The organism is Bdellovibrio bacteriovorus, assembly GCF_001592755.1.
GTDB lineage: Bacteria > Bdellovibrionota > Bdellovibrionia > Bdellovibrionales > Bdellovibrionaceae > Bdellovibrio > Bdellovibrio bacteriovorus_E.
The window spans coordinates 381,077-397,739 of the sequence record NZ_LUKF01000001.1 but is presented as its reverse complement, the minus strand read 5'-3'; the positions used below and the strand labels follow the sequence as shown (position 1 = coordinate 397,739).

Annotated in this window: 18 protein-coding genes; 12 read left to right on the top strand and 6 right to left on the bottom strand. The window is 44.0% G+C overall.

The window, feature by feature from the left end:
* Positions 1-71: 71 nt before the first annotated feature.
* The 3 genes from AZI85_RS02015 to AZI85_RS02005 form a co-directional block, all read right to left on the bottom strand.
* Complete coding sequence (locus AZI85_RS02015; RefSeq protein WP_063242496.1) at positions 72-1,496, bottom strand: hypothetical protein; 1,425 nt, start codon at positions 1,494-1,496, stop codon at positions 72-74.
* Positions 1,497-1,645: 149 nt separating this feature from the next.
* Entirely contained in the window at positions 1,646-2,080 is a 435-nt protein-coding gene (gene mscL / locus AZI85_RS02010) for a large conductance mechanosensitive channel protein MscL (RefSeq protein ID WP_063242495.1), read from the bottom strand.
* Positions 2,081-2,095: 15 nt separating this feature from the next.
* Positions 2,096-2,821, bottom strand: a complete 726-nt coding sequence (locus tag AZI85_RS02005; RefSeq protein ID WP_081110879.1) for a DUF481 domain-containing protein — start codon at positions 2,819-2,821, stop codon at positions 2,096-2,098.
* 114 nt (positions 2,822-2,935) lie between these two features.
* Here AZI85_RS02005 and AZI85_RS02000 point away from each other — a divergent pair, with 114 nt between their 5' ends.
* The 7 genes from AZI85_RS02000 to AZI85_RS01970 all read left to right on the top strand — a co-directional run bounded on the left by AZI85_RS02000 (position 2,936) and on the right by AZI85_RS01970 (position 8,398).
* A complete protein-coding gene (locus AZI85_RS02000; RefSeq protein WP_253720788.1) occupies positions 2,936-3,190 on the top strand; it encodes a hypothetical protein in 255 nt (84 codons plus the stop codon).
* An 82-nt stretch (positions 3,191-3,272) separates the two neighbouring features.
* A complete protein-coding gene (ftsE, locus tag AZI85_RS01995; protein ID WP_063242493.1) occupies positions 3,273-3,935 on the top strand; it encodes a cell division ATP-binding protein FtsE in 663 nt (220 codons plus the stop codon).
* Positions 3,932-4,825, top strand: coding sequence for a cell division protein FtsX (locus AZI85_RS01990; RefSeq protein WP_063242492.1), 894 nt, complete (start codon positions 3,932-3,934; stop codon positions 4,823-4,825). Before ftsE ends, AZI85_RS01990 begins: the two co-directional genes overlap by 4 nt.
* A gap of 2 nt (positions 4,826-4,827) precedes the next feature.
* Positions 4,828-5,943, top strand: coding sequence for a murein hydrolase activator EnvC family protein (locus tag AZI85_RS01985; RefSeq protein WP_063242491.1), 1,116 nt, complete (start codon positions 4,828-4,830; stop codon positions 5,941-5,943).
* 6 nt (positions 5,944-5,949) lie between these two features.
* Positions 5,950-7,329 carry a S41 family peptidase gene (locus AZI85_RS01980; RefSeq protein WP_063242490.1) on the top strand — a complete coding sequence of 460 codons (1,380 nt, stop codon included), beginning with the start codon at positions 5,950-5,952 and terminating at the stop codon, positions 7,327-7,329.
* 71 nt (positions 7,330-7,400) lie between these two features.
* Positions 7,401-7,964 (top strand): hypothetical protein, encoded by a 564-nt coding sequence (locus AZI85_RS01975; protein ID WP_063242489.1) that lies wholly within the window; start codon positions 7,401-7,403, stop codon positions 7,962-7,964.
* Positions 7,965-8,062: 98 nt separating this feature from the next.
* Positions 8,063-8,398 carry a KH domain-containing protein gene (locus tag AZI85_RS01970; RefSeq protein WP_063242488.1) on the top strand — a complete coding sequence of 112 codons (336 nt, stop codon included), beginning with the start codon at positions 8,063-8,065 and terminating at the stop codon, positions 8,396-8,398.
* Here the strand turns inward: AZI85_RS01970 and AZI85_RS01965 are convergent.
* Both AZI85_RS01965 and AZI85_RS01960 read right to left on the bottom strand, forming a co-directional pair.
* Positions 8,395-9,579: a helix-turn-helix domain-containing protein gene (locus AZI85_RS01965; protein ID WP_155723889.1), complete on the bottom strand. Its 1,185-nt coding sequence runs from the start codon at positions 9,577-9,579 to the stop codon at positions 8,395-8,397. The genes AZI85_RS01970 and AZI85_RS01965 overlap by 4 nt on opposite strands.
* An 11-nt stretch (positions 9,580-9,590) precedes the next feature.
* Positions 9,591-9,887 (bottom strand): hypothetical protein, encoded by a 297-nt coding sequence (locus AZI85_RS01960; RefSeq protein ID WP_063242486.1) that lies wholly within the window; start codon positions 9,885-9,887, stop codon positions 9,591-9,593.
* Between the two features lie 89 nt (positions 9,888-9,976).
* Here AZI85_RS01960 and AZI85_RS01955 point away from each other — a divergent pair, with 89 nt between their 5' ends.
* On the top strand, positions 9,977-10,834 hold the full coding sequence (locus AZI85_RS01955) for a LysR family transcriptional regulator (protein ID WP_063242485.1): 858 nt from the start codon (positions 9,977-9,979) through the stop codon (positions 10,832-10,834).
* A gap of 50 nt (positions 10,835-10,884) precedes the next feature.
* Here the strand turns inward: AZI85_RS01955 and tig are convergent, their stop codons facing one another.
* The gene (gene tig, locus AZI85_RS01950; protein WP_063242484.1) at positions 10,885-12,198 is read right to left on the bottom strand and encodes a trigger factor; all 1,314 of its coding nucleotides are present in this window, start codon (positions 12,196-12,198) and stop codon (positions 10,885-10,887) included.
* A gap of 115 nt (positions 12,199-12,313) precedes the next feature.
* Here tig and AZI85_RS01945 point away from each other — a divergent pair, with 115 nt between their 5' ends.
* Genes AZI85_RS01945 through gshA form a run of 4 tightly spaced genes read left to right on the top strand, consistent with a single transcriptional unit; the run spans position 12,314 to position 16,660 of the window.
* A complete protein-coding gene (locus AZI85_RS01945; protein ID WP_063242483.1) occupies positions 12,314-13,180 on the top strand; it encodes an ArsA family ATPase in 867 nt (288 codons plus the stop codon).
* On the top strand, positions 13,177-14,256 hold the full coding sequence (locus AZI85_RS01940) for an ArsA family ATPase (protein WP_063242482.1): 1,080 nt from the start codon (positions 13,177-13,179) through the stop codon (positions 14,254-14,256). Before AZI85_RS01945 ends, AZI85_RS01940 begins: the two co-directional genes overlap by 4 nt.
* Positions 14,253-15,377, top strand: coding sequence for a tetratricopeptide repeat protein (locus AZI85_RS01935; RefSeq protein WP_063242481.1), 1,125 nt, complete (start codon positions 14,253-14,255; stop codon positions 15,375-15,377). Before AZI85_RS01940 ends, AZI85_RS01935 begins: the two co-directional genes overlap by 4 nt.
* A 23-nt stretch (positions 15,378-15,400) precedes the next feature.
* Positions 15,401-16,660, top strand: a complete 1,260-nt coding sequence (gene gshA, locus AZI85_RS01930; RefSeq protein WP_063242480.1) for a glutamate--cysteine ligase — start codon at positions 15,401-15,403, stop codon at positions 16,658-16,660.
* The last annotated feature ends 3 nt before the right edge of the window (positions 16,661-16,663 follow it).

Here is a 16,663-nt window from a genome sequence, read left to right as displayed (position 1 = left end):
CTTTAATAAGCCCCCATTCTAACAGTGTGACCCGTGAGGGTCTAGGGATACTAGACTAGTCGGAAGACGGGTTACTTCACGCCTAAGTTTTTCAACTTCTCTTTAGACGTCGCCACTTCGTTCGTGCAAGACGGGAAGTTTCTTTGGATGCTCGAAATGATATTGATCTGTGATGAAATCTCACTTGAGGCCTCATCTGCAGTGTCCTCGGCGCTACGCTTAGGAGCCGGGCCTAAAGTCATCAAAGATTGATTTGCACGATTCAAAGCTGCTGTTAAGCTGGCTTGCTTCGTAGCTAAAGTTTTTAGGTTTTCTTGCATTTTAGTATAAGCCGTTTGCATTTGAGTTTGCGAACGAGTTCCTAAGTCGATCACACTTTGCAGAGCATCTGATTTTTCTTTCAAAGAAGATTGTTTCATCTCTTCAAGTTGAGAAGAAGCGAGGTTCAAGCTGTTTTGAATTTCATCATAGCTAGATTGAAGATCGGCGATTTGGCGATTCAATTCATCTTGCTCTTGCTTCTTAGACTCATTCAAAGCGATACGTTGTTGGTCAAAAGCATCCATACAGTCATTATAGATGTTGATCAATTCTTGACGTTTCTTCTTTGCCTGAGCGATGTGGTTTGAGCTCGTGCTTGCCGAAACGCTTTCGTAAGATTTCTTAGCTTCAGTCACGGCCTTCATACAAGCGCGTTTCCCGGAAGCATCTGTCATCGCGATCAGCTTCAAAGCTTTATCGCGTTGGGATTGAGTCACCTGACCACGCAACTTTAAGATATCCGCACCTTTTTTGCGCATCTCTTCTTTGGCTTGGTTCTGACTGTTATTAAATTCCGCAATACGCTCGCGCTCTTTAGAGTCAATTTCAAGTGATTTGGCTTTATAGTCCTCTTGAGCTTTTGTTAAAGTCTCTTGGATCTTATCCATCTCTTTTTGATAGTCTTCTTGGATTTGAGCTTTATCATCATTCAGCTCCGCCAACTCTTTTTCAGTGTCTTTAATCTCTTTTTGGATGTTGTTCTTTTCAGTGAAATAGTCGCGACCATTCATCTGAGGGCAGGCCTTACTGATATTTTGAAGTCCTGATGCCGCTGTTGATGAAAGACCTAGTACTGTAGCAAAAGCCGCCGTTGTATCGAATGAATCTTCACCTGAAGATGCGCCACAAGACTTCGCCTTAGAAATACAGTCTTTTGCAGACCCTAAGCCCGCCTTTTTACAAGCTTCACCGATTTTTTCCTCAGCTCTATCCATCTTATCACGAGCATCGCGACACTCATTATAACTTGGCGCTACGTAAGGATAGCCTGTCGTTTGAACCTGCTGCTGTTGCTGCCCCTGCGAGTTATTATTATTGTTGTTGTTCTGATTGTTATTATTTCCACTGCCAGTATTCTGAGCCGAAGCTACAGAGGAAAGCAAAGATGCGGTGGCAATGATGTTGATAAAGATTTTGACAACTGTTCTATCTGTTGTGCTTGAAATCTTATTCATTTGATTCCTCCCCGATGAAAATAGGTGGTGCAATACCAGTACCAATTATCGGCAGGGATGAACAAAAGGTTTACGTCTCAAATTGAGATGTTAGAGCGGTGCTTTATTAGATTGGATCTGACAAAGCACCGAAGAATTTATCTTATATATTAGACGGCCTGAGCGCTTCCACATTGTGCGCACTTACGGGCTTTAAGTGGAATATTGGAAAGGCACTCCGGACACTCCTTGCTATTCGGCGGTGGTGGAGCATCTTCTTTTTTTAGACGATTCGCCACACGAACAATCAAAAAGATTGCAAAGGCGACAATTAAAAAGTCCAAAACGACGTTCATGAATAAGCCATAGTTGATAGTGGCAACGCCGGCTTTTTTCGCTTCTTCTAAAGTGCCGTACTGTTGACCATTCAAGGCCAAGAACAGATTTGAAAAATCCACTTTTCCTGCACCGATACTAATCACCGGAGTCAGAATGTCTGAAACAAACGATGAAACGATCTTTCCGAAAGCGGCGCCGATAATAATACCGACTGCCAGATCCAGAACGTTTCCTCTCATGATAAAGGCTTTAAACTCTTTAAACATCTGTCGAGTCCTTGGTTAGAATTTTGCGACAAGGTTCATTGTCGTTGTTGTCGTTGTGTACTTTCCACCTGCTGGCGGCACATTTTGATATTGTAGTAAGTAAGCCAACTTCAAAGAGAAGATGGAATTTAACATAATGTTCAAAGAAGCTTCTGTGTTTGCCAAGTAAGCGTCTGAATCAGTGAAGTTCGGTAGATATTCCACCCAGTATTTGAATGATAGAGTTTTATCCAAGGCCTTATTGAATTCAGTGTAAGCGCGGCCCAAGTTGTCATGTGTGACGCCACCAACAGTTGGAAGAGTTTTTTGGTAACGATAACCGGCCTCAAATGTCCAAGTCATCTCGTCGGCTTTGATAAGGAAGTATTTAAGACCGGCGTCTGTTGAGTCCCTTTGTAAGTAACCGTTAAAGATGTCACTTTCTGATTTTTGTCCGACGTAAAGGCTGAGATAGTCCGTCAACTGATGCTCAAAACGAACGCCGATTTCCCAGTTGCGGGCACTTTCAACACCTAAAGAATTTGTTTTCAGGTATCGACCAAAAGCGGCATAAAGATTTTTATCTACGGTGTATTCTGTTTTTGCTTTTGCGTTGTAGCTTTCAGAATCGTTGTTGCCACTGACGACAATCGCACCAGCCTCTGCTTCGCCTTTCCAAGGTGGTGGCGGATTTTCTTGCGCCATCACAGAAACAGAAAATAATAATGCCAAACTTGCGAGCGTGAAACGTACTGCATTCATTGTAAATTCCCTTCGATTTAGACATCACTTTAGTTTCAATTCACAATGACACCAAGAAAAATTTGATGAGTACGCGAAGAATTTCTGTTAACTTCTTGGCCGAGGTTTGTAGAAGTGCAAAAAGGTTTTAATTCAGACATCACCGTGCGTGGACAGAAATATCATGTGCAAACGGAAGATTGGGGCTTGCAGAACCCCTATTTAGTCAGCCGTATTTTCTGCAACGGCGCCGTGATGAAAACTATCAAAACACCTTACGATTCCGTGCTACGAATGGGATCCAGTCAAACTGAAGAGGCCATAAAATTGGCTCTGCGTCGTCAACACTCGACGATTATTGATACTTTGATGGCTGGAGGAATGCCTTAATCCGGCGAAAAGTTTCAGTTCGATGCAAAACCTCGACTTCCGGCGAGTATTCATCCCAGTTACTCTTTCATAAGATAGAGGGATGATTGAATTCTCTCATGTTTACAAGACTTACCCGGGCCCGGTCCATGCTTTGAAGAATGTCGACTTGCGCATCGACAAGGGTGAATTCGTTTTTCTTACCGGTCCCAGTGGTGCAGGTAAAACAACTCTTTTTAAAATGATTTCCGCCTACGACATCGCGACTTCGGGTGACGTGAAGGTTGCGGGACATGATCTTGTATCAATCAAAGAAGGTCAGATTCCTTTATTTCGAAGAAAGATCGGCGTGGTCTTTCAAGATTTCAAACTTCTAAAAGATAAAACTATTTTTGAAAATGTGGCTCTGCCTTTAGTTGTCCGTGGCGACAAAACTCCAGCGATTGCCCGTCGCGTGTCTGAAGTTTTAGAACAAGTGGGCCTTGCACACAAACATGATCAGTATCCTGATTTTGTTTCAGGTGGAGAGCAACAGCGAACGGCGATTGCTCGCGCCATCATTCACCAACCCGGCGTTTTGATTGCCGATGAGCCGACGGGAAATTTAGATCCGCGACTCAGTGAAGAGATTATGGATCTGCTTGAAAGAGTTTGCGCCCAAGGTACAACAGTCTTTGTGGCGACTCACGATCATGAAATGGTAAAACGTCGTAATAAACGCACCTTAGAGCTTCGCGACGGAATGATTGTTGGAGACAAAAAATGAGATCTCCACAAAAAAACTGGGCGCTAAAAATTTCTACTCTGGTCGTTGTCACGGCTTGCTTTGCCGTGATGGGATCCGGTCTTCTTATCTCTCAAAACTTTAGAAATATTCTGACGTTGTGGGGAGAAGACGTGCAAATGACGGTTTATCTTTCCCAAGATATCTCAGACCAAGGCCGACAGTTCATAGAAAACAAGCTTAAAGATACAGGTAAGGTTGGAGCCATCCATTTGGTTAATCAAGAAAAGGCTCTCAATGATTTCCGTGCGCAGATGGCTAGTTACGCACCGGATATTTCTCAAGACGAAGAACTTTTAAAACTGATTCCCGCAAGCCTTCAAGTCAGCTTAGCTTCCAATGTCAGCACGTCCGATCAAATGCAAGTGCTTAAAACTCTTGCGGCTGAAGTTAAAGGCTTAGAAGGTGTGGACGAAGTCAGCTATGGTCAGGATTGGGTAGAAAAGTATGCCTCTCTGGTCACGACGATTGAGACGACGTTGTCTTTGTTAGGCTTTGTGATTTTGGCAGCGGCTCTGTTTGTTATTTCCAACGCGATTCGTGCTTCGATTCAAAACAGAAAAGACGAAATCGTAGTTTTAGAAATGATTGGCGCTACAGCTGGGATGATCCGCAAACCTTTTATGATCGAAGGGGCTATTCTAGGTTTAACTTCCTCTATTTTTGGTTTGGTGTTCTGTCTTCTTTTGTACACGGCTCTTAAAGGTTTTTTAGTCACGAAACTAAGCTTCTTGCAGCTAGGTGAACACATTCATTTCATCAGCATCCCTGCATTAATACTTTTTGTCGTGGGTGGAACTTTCTTAGGTGCTCTGGCTTCCTATCTTTGCGTTCGTCGTCTTAACGATGGATATGCAGGAAGTCGGGTGTAGATTTGAAGCTCTTTCAAGTGCTCTTAGCTGTGCTTCTTTCTTCGGCGATGACGACCTCTGCGCTGGCATCGACGGCGGCGGATACCATTGCTAAAGACTTTGAAGCTCAGAAGAAGAATCTTGAAGACGCCGAGCTTAAGCAGCGCCAAGTGCTTTCAGCTCTTTATCAGCTCAATAAAAAAATCAAAAAGATTGTCACGGAAAAAGGGGACTTATCCCAGCAGCGTGCGTTCTTAGAAGTGAATATCAAAAATCTTTCCCAAAAAGTCGATGAGTTGGATCAGCGCTCAAAGTCGCAAAAAGCTTTGCTGGCAGAAAGATTAAGAGCCATCTACAAGCTAGGCGGACCCTCGGTTGCGCGTTTCCTGTTTTCATCCGACAGTTCAGCCTCCTTAGAGCGCAATCTAAAAATCTTGGGAATTGTGGCGGCTCGCGACTTAGACCTTATTAAAAATTACGGACGCGATCTTAAAGAGCTTCAAAACAAGAAGAAAATGTTAGCGCAACGTTTGGAAAGCCTTAAGGCTATAGAAAACAAAATCGTCGCCCAAGAAAAGCAATTTCGTAAAGAACAAGAACTTAAAGGCAAGCTTCTGGACGGCATTCGTAAAAGCAAGCTTTTTGCGATCAACAAGATCAACGGCCTTCGCGAAAAATCTTTGCAATACAATATCGAAGACGCTGGACTTTTTGATTTGCTCTTTAAGCCTTCCTTCGCAGATCAAAAAGGGGCGTTGCCTCAACCACTTCCGGGTGTGGTTACTCGGAAATTTGGACTTATGAAAGGGGAGGATCACCCCTATACTATTTCACACAAGGGAATTTTTATTTCCGCAGCTAAGGGAAGCCCTATCAAATCTGTTTTTGAAGGACGCATTTCTTATGTGGGTGATTTGCCGGGATTTGGAACCACATTGATCGTGGATCACGGAGATCATTACTACACGGTTTATTCTCACGCTGAAGAAGTGAAGGTCGGCGTCGGTGATGAGATCACCCAGTCGCAAGTGATTGCCCAAGTGGGTGAATCGACTCGCGAAAGCAACCCTGGACTTTATTTTGAAATTAGACATTTTTCCGAACCCTACGACCCGCAGCAGTGGATGAAAGGACTCTAAAACACTATGCAATCGATTAAACGTTACTGGAAAACCTACATCCTCGGATTCGCTCTTTTACTAACGATCTTTATTATGGCTGAAACGGGTTTTCAGGTTCGCGCTTTCGCTCAAGAGCGATACGCAGATTTGCAGAACTTCTCAAAAGTTTTAAATCTTATTCAGCAATACTACGTAGAACCCGTTGATACTAAGAAGTTGGTCTACGGAGCTATCAAAGGAATGCTGCGCGAATTAGATCCCCATACGAACTTTATGTCTCCAGACATCTTTAAAGATTTCGAAACAGAGACCAGTGGAGAGTTCGGCGGATTGGGAATTGAGATTTCCATTCAGAATGGTGTTTTGACGATCATCTCGCCAATTGAAGACGCTCCTGCTTGGGAAGCCGGAATCAAAGCCGGTGATAAAGTGATCGCGGTCGATGGGCACAGTACAAAAGGTGTCAGCTTAGTTGAAGCCTCGCAATTGATGCGCGGAAAACGTGGCAGCAAAGTCATCCTTCGTGTGGTTCGTGAGGGCGAAGAAAAACCTCGTGATATCACTGTGACTCGTGGAAGCGTGAAAATCAAATCTGTGAAGTACACGGATTTGGGTGATGGATTTGCTTACGTGAAAATCACAAGCTTTATCGAAAATACGGCGAAGGATTTGCAAAAAGCGATTGAAAAACACATGAAAGAAAACAACGGCAACACCGCGGGACTTCTGATCGACTTGCGCAGAAACCCAGGTGGTTTGTTGGATCAGGCCGTGAAAGTCAGCGATATGTTCTTAAAAGAAGGAACTATCGTCAGCACAATTGGTCGCAACAAGAACGATAAAGAAGTGGCAGTGGCGACTCGTCGTGGTCAGTACACGAACTTCCCGGTTGTGATCTTAGTTAACGAATACACGGCAAGTGCCAGCGAGATTGTTTCTGGAGCTCTTCAAGATAACAAACGTGCTTTGATCGTAGGTCAAAGAACTTTCGGAAAAGGCTCTGTGCAGTCTGTTATTAAGTTGGGTGATGGCAGCGGTTTGAAATTAACAGTGGCTCGTTACTACACTCCAAGTGGCGTTTCGATCCAAGCAGAAGGAATCCATCCTGATATCGAGATTGATGACGTGGATCCAGAAGCCTTCTCAAAAGCCGTCGTAAAATCGCAAACGACTCGTGAAGGCGATATCGCAGGTCACTTAAAAGGCGACCGTGAAAAGGCGGCAGAGAAACTTGACACAAAACAAGGAACTGAAGAAGGTGCCCTTGCTTGGTGGAAAGATGTCGGTTCAAAGAAGGAAGAAAAGCTTTCTCCGCGCGAAGCATTATTTAAGAGAGATTATCAAGCATATCAGGCATTTAGCTATCTTAAGGCGTGGGGTACTTTGAAGGCCTTGACGCGCTAGTTATTGCTTCTGAAAATTAGAGGCCCTACTCTACGCCCACTACAAGATGTGGCAGGCAGAGGGGGCCTTTCATGTTGAAGGTGATTGCTTCAATTTTATTATTCTCATCCATGGCATCGGCCGAGTTCGTGGGTTTTTCTCACGGAAACGAATTATCGGCGACAGCTATCTCTGGCACAGTCAAAGTTATCTGCAGTGGTTTTAACGGAAGCGGCTCTGCTATCTATACTTGCCGTGATATGGCTTTAAACCCCGCAGCTTATGATCATTTCGTGGGTCCTCAAGATTCTCGCACAGATCGCGTTGAGTTGGTTGCAACTCATGCTGATGGATCTTCCCGCTCAAAAACAGCGGAGTACGATGGTTATCGTGGAAAAAGCAAAGAGGCTTTCAATCTTTGGATCTCTACCATTTTTCAAAAGCCTTTGTTAGAAGCGGGAACAAACACAATTCGCTACAGAATTTACAGTCGTAATATTGAACCAATGGTCGAAGGAACTTTTGTTGCGAACGTTAAGCGAGGAGCTCCTCGCCAATGTCCAACAGCTCAGTATACATCCTCGGATATTAGCGACTGCAATTCGCAATATTCCATCTGTCAGAGATACTTCGACGAATATAATAACTGTCAGTAAAATCGGACATGCAGGACTGCATCAGTTTTTAGACTAGCCCTTGCATCCTTAGATTGTTGCTCCCTAGTTTTCATTTTTGAATGAGGGCAGGAGTAATTATGTCTTCATCTGAGAAACCACTTGTTATCAAACGTCAAAGCCGTGATCCATGGATGCCCGAAAATCCTTCTAAGGAAGGAGTGCTTAATCAGTGCCGCGATCTCATCGAGGGATTATTGAAGCTCAATGCCGATGTTCCAGAGGAAATGTCCGTCATGGTAATCCCGGGTGAAAGAACCACGACATTCAAGGTGGACTGCTGCCAACGAAATATGGCGCGTTTAATTGGTCGAAACGGAAAAACTATCACAAGCATTCGCAATATCGTGACGGCCGTGACTTCCAAGTATGGCTTGCGTGCCATTGTCGATATTCCTTTTTATCCTCAAGACTAAACGGCAGGAATGCCGTTGCGCTTTAAAGTATCCCGCGCTTTAGCTAGCAGGCTTTCGCGCAAAACATAATTCTGCGGATTTTTTGCTGAAAGAATATGAGCATCCAAGATCGCGTAAGCAAAGTGCAAAGGAGTTGCGCGGGATTTTTTAATGCGCGCTAAAACTATCTTATTGGCACTTTCGATATCTCCGTTCAACAAGGCTCCTTGAAATAACAGATCTTCAAGGCGGCCATCAACCTTGGTATTTGCAACCATCAAATTCTTCGTGAGCTGAGGGAAGCGAGTTTTCGCTTTAATACTGTGAATTAGATTTAAGCCTACTCGGGCGACAGAAATCCCATGAGCCCACCCGCTGATTTGCGCATTTTTAAGTGCACGCTGAAAAGACAAAGTGGCGTGCTTGTAAAAACCAAACTTAAACTGCAAGTAAGCTAATTCTGTATAAGTCACTGCGGCACGGGTCGTAAGTTTCTGTGTCACAGATATCAGAAGACTTTTTCGAAATGCAGTTCTGGCGACGTGAAAGTTGCGAAGATGGGCGTGGATTCGCCCATAACAAAAATGAAGATCCGCTTCTAAAGAATAAGAAGAAGTGGATTTTAGAAAAGACTGCGCTTTTTCCAAGTGCAAAAGGGCAATACTTAAGTTTCCAGCCTGCTCTTCGCGAAAAGCGGACCAAATATGGCTTCTGGCAAGCGCTTTTGAATCATTCAATGTCACCGCAAGGTCATGGCCTTTTTGCAAATAAAACCGGCTGGCACGCATTTGTCCCACGTGAAGAGTCGCAATACCCATATTTAAAAAAAGACCCAGCGCCTGAGAACTGGGAAGGTCTTCGTTTTGAAACGAGCGTAACATTCTTAAATAGCCGTCCCAGTTGTCGGTAGCACGGATCATTTGTAGATACGAATCATGCAAAAGCTCCTCAAGCAAAGGGTCATGAGGGCGCATCTTGAAGCTTTCCGTATTTTTAATTAATTGCTCTGCGGGAACTTCTAAAAAAGCCGCAAGATCCGTTAAGAGTTCAGCACGAATTCGCCGAGCCGTACGGTTCGACCAGCGTTGAACGGTTTTAGTAGAAATATGCAGCTTCTCGGCTACCGCTATTTGCGACAAGCCTTTTTCTCGAAAGAGACTGTTTAAAGTATCATGACAGAGTGAAAAGGATTCGGTAGCCACGGGTCACCTAATTATGGGCACTGAATAGCGAATTCTGTGTTAGCAATTACGTAAGAGTTATTAATCTTTTCGCCCTGAACAAGGACCGACTGACCTTCTTTTTTAATTGCTAAAAAATAGTTTCCATCCACTTCGGCGATACGAACATATCCGCCAGAGACAGCTCCTTCAAAAACATAGCTTGCGATATCCGCGCGAGGATGAACTTCGGGAAGAAGGTCTACCATTGTGCCGTTGATTGAGCATTGTGGATAAGAGGCAAAAGCGTTGACTGAAAAAAGTGTGATTACAACCATCAAAGATTTCATAAGATCTCCTGTTGGCGCGCAACCTAACGCGACTAGCCTAATAAGTAAAATTCATTAAATTCAATATAATATTAAGTAATACTTAATCTATGGAGTTGAATTTAAACCATCTTAGATACTTTATTTCCGCGGCTAAAGCCGGCGGCTTAGGAGCCTCGGCAAAGGCTCACAATGTCAGCCAATCCGCAATTAGCCAGGCAATCCGCAAGCTTGAAGAAGCTTTAGGGTGCGAGCTTTTGATTCACAACCGCAACTCTTTTAAGCTCACCAAAGAAGGCGATTACCTTGTAGAAAATTCAGAAGGCCTTTTTAAACAGATCGATTTTTTAAAAGATCAAATTCAAAGCCTAAATAATGAAGTTGCGGGTAAAGTGCTTCTTTCAACTTCTTCCACAGTGGCCCAGTTTCTTCTACCATCCATCGTTAAAGACTTAAAAGCGCCATATCCCAAGCTTCAACTTCATGTCAGCGTCGGGGATGTAGCCTTTATCGTTAGTGAGGTAAAAAGCGGTCGCGCTGAGTTGGGCATCGTCATTGATGATGGTCATTTCGCGGGACTTGAAAGAAAGCTTTTAAAAGAAGGAAGTTTCACCTGCATCACTAGTAGCGAAGTTAAAGCTTCGATTAAAAAGCCTGAATTCCTTGTGACGCGCGAAAGTCCGGGGGTTGAAGAGCTACGTCAGGTCTATAAAAGGAAATTTCATAGTGAGCCTGCTATCGCCGTTGAGGTCGAAAGCTGGGAGGCTATTGTTTCGATGGCGCAGATGGGTTTAGGTGTGGGTTTTGTTCCTGAGTTCATTTTGGATTACCACACGAAGATCAAAGTGGTTCCTCAACTTGAGGATTTGGGAAAAAAAATCCGCTATAAGATGTTTGTCGTTCACAAGGGCGCGCATCAGCTGTCTCGGCAAGCCGAAGCCTTCTTAAAAGTCTTGGTTGGAAAATAAAAAAGGCTCCCCTGGGGAGCCTTTTTTATTCTCAGAATTGAGAGATAAGCTTAGTTGCCTTCTTCTTTCAAAGAACCAGCAGGCACTTCTTTAACCTTTACTGATTTTTTCAAGAAATCGATCACTTTTTCTTCTGTGATCATGTAAGTCAAACGGCTTGCTTGCTCTGGACGACCGTAGAATTCACGGATGCGTGCTTCTTCAATGTTCGTTTGTTGAGCGTATTCTTGGAATTTCGCATCTAGATCTTCTTTTTTCGCGAACAAATCATGTTTCTTCGCAATAGCATCAACTAGGAAAGAAGATTGAATCATTTCCGCCGCAGTTTTTTCGAAATCGCTGTCCCATTTATCAACGTAAGACGCGAAGTCGTTAGGTCCCATGCCTTGTTCAGTCATGCGTTTTTTGAAGTCTTCAACCAATGAAGCTTTTTGTTCTTTCAACAAAGATGGAGGAACTTCAACTGGGTTTTCTTTAACCAAAACTTTCAACAAACGGTTTTTGAAAGCGTCGTCGATACGTTTTTGCTCTGTTTGTTCAAGATCTTCCTTGATTGTTTTTTTCAAAGCTTCTAGATCGCTTGGGCCGCCCAAAGTTTTAATGAACTCATCGTTCAACTCAGGCAATACTTTTGCTTTGATTTCATTCAAAGTGACTTTGAACTCAACTGGTTTTCCTGCAAGGTCTGCAGAGTGGTATGGATCTGGGAATTTCAAAGAAAGAGTTTTAGTCTCTCCTGCTTTCATCCCTACGATGCCTTCTTCAAAACCTTCGATGAATTGTTTTGCGCCCAATTCAAGATGGTGATTTTTACCAGAACCGTTTTCAAGTGGCGCGCCACCCATGAAGCCTTCGAAATCGATAACCGCGATGTCACCCATTTTAACGGCGCGACCTTCAGTCACTGTTTCAAAAGTAGCACGTGAAGAACGGATGTTTTCCAAAACTTGGTCTACTTTAGCGTTATCAAGTTCGAACTTTTCTTTTTCAACTTCCAAACCTTCGTACTTCTTCAAGTTGATATCAGGGCGTACGTCAAAGTTTGCAGAGAAAGAAAAATCTTTATTCTCTGTTGGATCTGCGAATTCAAATTCTGGATAGCTGATAGGCTCAAGTTTGTGTTCGCTCAAAGCCATCGCGTAGTGTTTTTGAACAAGTTCTTGGACAACGTCTTGTTTTACGCGGTCACCATAAATGCTTTTGATTGTTGCCAAAGGTGCTTTACCTTTGCGGAACCCTTTGATTGTTACGTCTCTTTGGATGCCAGAGTAGATTTTATTGAAAGCTGATTCAACGGCAGCCGCTGGAACTTCGATGCTCAATTTGCGGGAAAGATTAGAGACTTTTTCTACATTCGATTTCATGTCTTTTTCTCCTAATATAAAAACCGATGGATATTAGAAGAGTCCCTGACTGAAGGCAACGCTATCGCACCGCGTAATGCCTATATTTCGGAGGTCAGCGACACTCTTAGAACGTATGAAGCAAGAGATTCACTTTGTGACCGGAAAAGGGGGCGTGGGAAAGTCCGTTATAGCGGCGGCCCTGGCTCTCAAGAAAAGTCGAGAGGGGAAAAAGGTCCTTTTAGTCGAACTAGGGGATCAAAGTTTCTATAAGGACTTTTTCGACCTTCCGGACATTGGCTTTAAGCCTACTGAAATCAGAAAGAATCTATCCATCGCTTTGTGGACGGGGGAAGCCTGTTTGCAGGAATACGCACGCCATCTGATTAAGGTGGACAGCCTGGCGAAACTTTTCTTCGAAAATGCGGTCATGCGCGCATTCATCAATGTAGCCCCGGGACTTCCCGAGCTTGCGATTTTAGGAAAAGTAACAAGTGGACCTCGACAGCATGGGCCTGCCTTGCCGTTTGATGTTCTGGTTGTGGATGCTTTTGCGACGGGACACTTCATTGCTCTTCTGGAAGCTCCGAAAGGCATGGCGCAAGCAGTGCAATTTGGTCCGATGGGAGAACAAAGCCGCAGCATCGACGCGTGTCTGCGAAACCAGGATCTTTCTAAATACCACATTGTCACTTTGCCCGAAGAGCTTCCAGTGAAAGAGGCGACGGAACTTCTGCAAAGATTGAAAGCCGAGTTTTCGATTGAAGCGAATCTGGTCGTGAACAAGATGGTGCAAACATCCATTTCTGAAGCGGAGCTGAAATCCACTCAGAATGAAAATTCCGATTTAGGAAAATTCGCAGAGTATCTGGAGCATCAGATCACTCATCAAAAAGAAATGTGGGACAAAGCTCAAGAAAAAGCCACTTCGATGAAGGCGATTCCTTTATTCTTTGAAACCGACGCGTGGACCCTCACAGAAAAAGTGGGGGACAGCTTATGAGTCTTGAAATTTTTAAAAACACGCAAGTTCTTATCTGTGTCGGTAGCGGTGGAGTTGGTAAAACAACCGTCGCGGCCTCTTTGGCGGTGATCGCTGCGAAAGAAGGAAAAAAAGTTTTAGTTCTGACCATCGATCCCGCAAAACGTTTAGCGCAGACACTGGGAATTGAAGGAACAAAAGACATCACGAAAGTTCCCAACCAAAATTTCAAAGGCGAAATTTACGCTTCGGTCATTGATCATAAAAAAACTTTCGATGATTTCGTGGCTCGAGCAGCAAAGAAAAGTGAAGCGGTTCAAAAAATTTATCAAAACCGTCTTTATCAGCAGCTATCAACGAATCTTAGCGGTTCGCAAGAGTTCACGGCTTTAGAAAAACTCTATTCCGTCTATGAATCCAAGCGGTTTGATTTGATCATTCTGGATACGCCTCCGACAAAACACGCGATTGATTTCCTGCAGGCACCTCAAAAACTTTCGGCTTTATTTAACGAAGGTGTGGCTAAATGGTTTCGCGATCCTGAAGGAAAAAAATCAGGATTCTTCGGCCAGCTTTTGCAGACGGGCACGCGCCAAGTTCTAAAAATTTTAGAAACTCTGACGGGTTCCAACTTTATTCGTGAATTAGGTGATTTCTTTCTGAACATCGAACAATGGCAAAGTCAGCTTTTAAAAAGAACGGTGGATGTGCACCGCATGCTGGTGTCGCCGACAACCCATTTCTGTCTGGTGACGGCGTTTGATCAAGCAAAGTTAAAAGAAGCAGAGTATTTTTCTAAAGAGATTAAAAAAGGCGGCTATCATCTGACAACTGTGGTTTTGAACCGCGTTTTTCCGTATTGGCTAGACCTCCGTTCGGCACAGAAAGATCAAAACGGGCATGAAGAACTCCTTCGCTTGTACTCGCAAATGCGAAGCTACTACAATCAAAAGGAAGTTCTTTATTCAAAGTTTGAATCGAGCATCAAAAAAGATGCGCGTGTCTTTCGTATTCCCGATTTAGTGAAAGATATTTCTGACTTAAAAGGGCTTGAAGAATTAAGTGCGTTGATTGTCGAAGGGGAAAAGCGAGCATGAAAAAATATTTGATCCTTTTACCATTCATGCTTGCAGGATGCGCGACTATTTTAGGAAAGCGTTCTGCAACTGAAGACGAACAAGCCGTCATCCTTGCCAAAAGGGCGGCTGAAGAAGCTGAACTTAAAAATGCCGAAAGAGTTCTAGAAAAAGGCCGCTTTAAAGAAGCGCAAATTCTTTTTAAAGATTTTTATGGTCGCCACCAACAATCTTCCTTTTATCAAGCCGCGCGCCTAGGCGAAGCGGAAGCACTTGATGGCATGGAAGAGTATCAACAAGCGGCGTCTCTTTATCGCGATGTTTATTTGCGCACTATTCAGGGGCAGCCGGAAATCGCGGCTTTGGCACTTTATAAAATGTCTTTCACTTATGAAGCTTTAGGCGATGACGAAAAAACCATTGCCGCTCTATTGGATGCAAGAAAGTTAAGTGAACATTTGCCTTTAGAAGTTGCTGAAGCCGAAATCCCGGCGCGTTTAGCGGCGATCTATGGCCGTCAAGGCCGCGAACAAGAGACCGTGGATTATCTTAGCCAGGCGGATAAAGGTATTGCCAAAGTTCTTCAAGAGCAGCGGCCTCAGCTTCAACCGGGCTGGTTAGCCAAAACTTACTTCCAAATGGGACTTGTCTCGACGAATCAGATATCCGAAGAAAATTTTTCGGAGTTCGCGCAAGGGCAAAGATGGATTCAAGTTTATCTATTTAAGGCCATGAAGCAAAACGATGAGACCTGGTCGCAGCGTGCGCAAGAAGAACTACAGAACGTCTATCGCAATTTGTTCACATTGGTAGAGTCCTCACAAAATCGTGACGTACAAAGTCGCCTGGGCGGAGATCTTTTAGACTTGATGGATCAAGCAGAGCTCTATAAGCCGATTCTGGGTCAAAAAGAAACAACGTACGAAAAAAACTTTTTTAGCTATCTAGCTGAAGTTAGAAAGAAATTAGATAATGTTTTATATGGCAGTGGCGAAACCATGTCGCTCACTGAAGAATCACAACGACTGAACAGCATCAAACGAGCAGGGCGAGTCAAACCCGACTCTCTCTTGCCAGAGGAACAGAAGTCGCCTATACCTCTTCCTCCCAAAGTTGTTCCTGAAGAAGATCCTAATCTGTAGGAAAAGATCGAAGGAGAAAATCCATGGCGAAACTCACGCTACACAAACAAACTCTCGCCAACATGAATGAAATCTGCGCTTGGTTTTCTTCAAAGACCGCGAATCTTTCATATCCCATTTATTCAAGCTACGACATTCGTGACTCTGGCTATAAAATATCTAATGTCGATGCGAATATTTTTCCCGCGGGCTTTAACAATATCTGCCCCACGGATAAAGAGACGTCGATCGCTTTGATGAATAAATATATCGTGAAGCACTACGGAGCTGGCGTGAAGAACATCATGTTAGTGACGGAAGAGCATACGAATAATGCGTTCTATTGGGAAAACGTACATACCATTCGTAACTTGATTGAGGCCAGCGAACGCACGGTGAAGGTTGCGATCCCTCGTGATTTGCCAGAACCATTGAAGCTGACAAGCTCAGCGGGTAACGAAGTGGTCGTGCATTCCGCGTTAAAAGAGGGAGAGCTTCTTAAGACTTTTAAACCCGATCTTATTATCAGCAATAATGACTTTTCTGAAGCTTATGAAGAATGGGCCCAAACCGTCACCGATTTCCCCATGAACCCGCCCAGAGAACTTGGCTGGTATCAGCGTAAGAAAAGCACGTATTTCAAATACTACAACGAACTCGTGAATGAATTCGCGGCGATCACAAAGATTGATCCATTCTTGCTTCGTGTAGAAACGGAACTTTTCGAGCACTTCGATATCGGCGATGAAAAAAGCCGTGAAGAACTTGCCGCCAGAGTGGATGCGATGTTGGCCCACTTAAAAGCGGAATATCAAAAGCGCGGCATCAACCAAGAGCCTTTCGTGTTCGTTAAAAACAACGCGGGTACTTATGGCTTGGCGGTTATCCGCGTAGGTTCTGGTGCGGAAGTTAAAGAATGGTCTTATAAATCTCGTAAGAAAATGAAAGCCGCTAAAGGTGGTCGCGACGTTGAAGAAGTGATCATTCAAGAGGGTATTCCTTCTGTGGTCCAAGCAGACGGTGCGAGTGCCGAACCAGTGATTTACATGATTGGCAGTGAGCTTGCCGGTGGTTTCTTAAGAACCCATGCTGAAAAAAGCTCTACGGATAGTTTAAACAGCCCAGGGGCGGTTTACAAACGTCTGTGCGTTTCGGATTTAGCGATCAACACACCGGGATGCCCGCAAGAAAACGTCTATGGTTGGACAGCGAAGTTGGGATTGTTAGCGATTGCTCACGAGGCTCAAGAGCTGAATGCCGTTTTCAAAGGATATCAGCCCTCAAGTATGTGCGATAAAAAGTAAAAG

What these genes read in the sequence shown, in the direction of transcription:
- AZI85_RS01945 (WP_063242483.1), top strand. Translation starts at nt 12,314, where the DNA reads ATGAAGCAAGAGATTCACTTTGTGACCGGAAAAGGGGGCGTGGGAAAG.
- ftsE (WP_063242493.1), top strand. Translation starts at nt 3,273, where the DNA reads ATGATTGAATTCTCTCATGTTTACAAGACTTACCCGGGCCCGGTCCAT.
- AZI85_RS01975 (WP_063242489.1), top strand. Translation starts at nt 7,401, where the DNA reads ATGTTGAAGGTGATTGCTTCAATTTTATTATTCTCATCCATGGCATCG.
- AZI85_RS01935 (WP_063242481.1), top strand. Translation starts at nt 14,253, where the DNA reads ATGAAAAAATATTTGATCCTTTTACCATTCATGCTTGCAGGATGCGCG.
- mscL (WP_063242495.1), bottom strand. Translation starts at nt 2,080, where the DNA reads ATGTTTAAAGAGTTTAAAGCCTTTATCATGAGAGGAAACGTTCTGGAT.
- AZI85_RS01955 (WP_063242485.1), top strand. Translation starts at nt 9,977, where the DNA reads ATGGAGTTGAATTTAAACCATCTTAGATACTTTATTTCCGCGGCTAAA.
- AZI85_RS01980 (WP_063242490.1), top strand. Translation starts at nt 5,950, where the DNA reads ATGCAATCGATTAAACGTTACTGGAAAACCTACATCCTCGGATTCGCT.
- AZI85_RS02005 (WP_081110879.1), bottom strand. Translation starts at nt 2,821, where the DNA reads ATGAATGCAGTACGTTTCACGCTCGCAAGTTTGGCATTATTATTTTCT.
- tig (WP_063242484.1), bottom strand. Translation starts at nt 12,198, where the DNA reads ATGAAATCGAATGTAGAAAAAGTCTCTAATCTTTCCCGCAAATTGAGC.
- AZI85_RS01960 (WP_063242486.1), bottom strand. Translation starts at nt 9,887, where the DNA reads ATGAAATCTTTGATGGTTGTAATCACACTTTTTTCAGTCAACGCTTTT.
- AZI85_RS01990 (WP_063242492.1), top strand. Translation starts at nt 3,932, where the DNA reads ATGAGATCTCCACAAAAAAACTGGGCGCTAAAAATTTCTACTCTGGTC.
- AZI85_RS01940 (WP_063242482.1), top strand. Translation starts at nt 13,177, where the DNA reads ATGAGTCTTGAAATTTTTAAAAACACGCAAGTTCTTATCTGTGTCGGT.
- AZI85_RS01970 (WP_063242488.1), top strand. Translation starts at nt 8,063, where the DNA reads ATGTCTTCATCTGAGAAACCACTTGTTATCAAACGTCAAAGCCGTGAT.
- gshA (WP_063242480.1), top strand. Translation starts at nt 15,401, where the DNA reads ATGGCGAAACTCACGCTACACAAACAAACTCTCGCCAACATGAATGAA.
- AZI85_RS02015 (WP_063242496.1), bottom strand. Translation starts at nt 1,496, where the DNA reads ATGAATAAGATTTCAAGCACAACAGATAGAACAGTTGTCAAAATCTTT.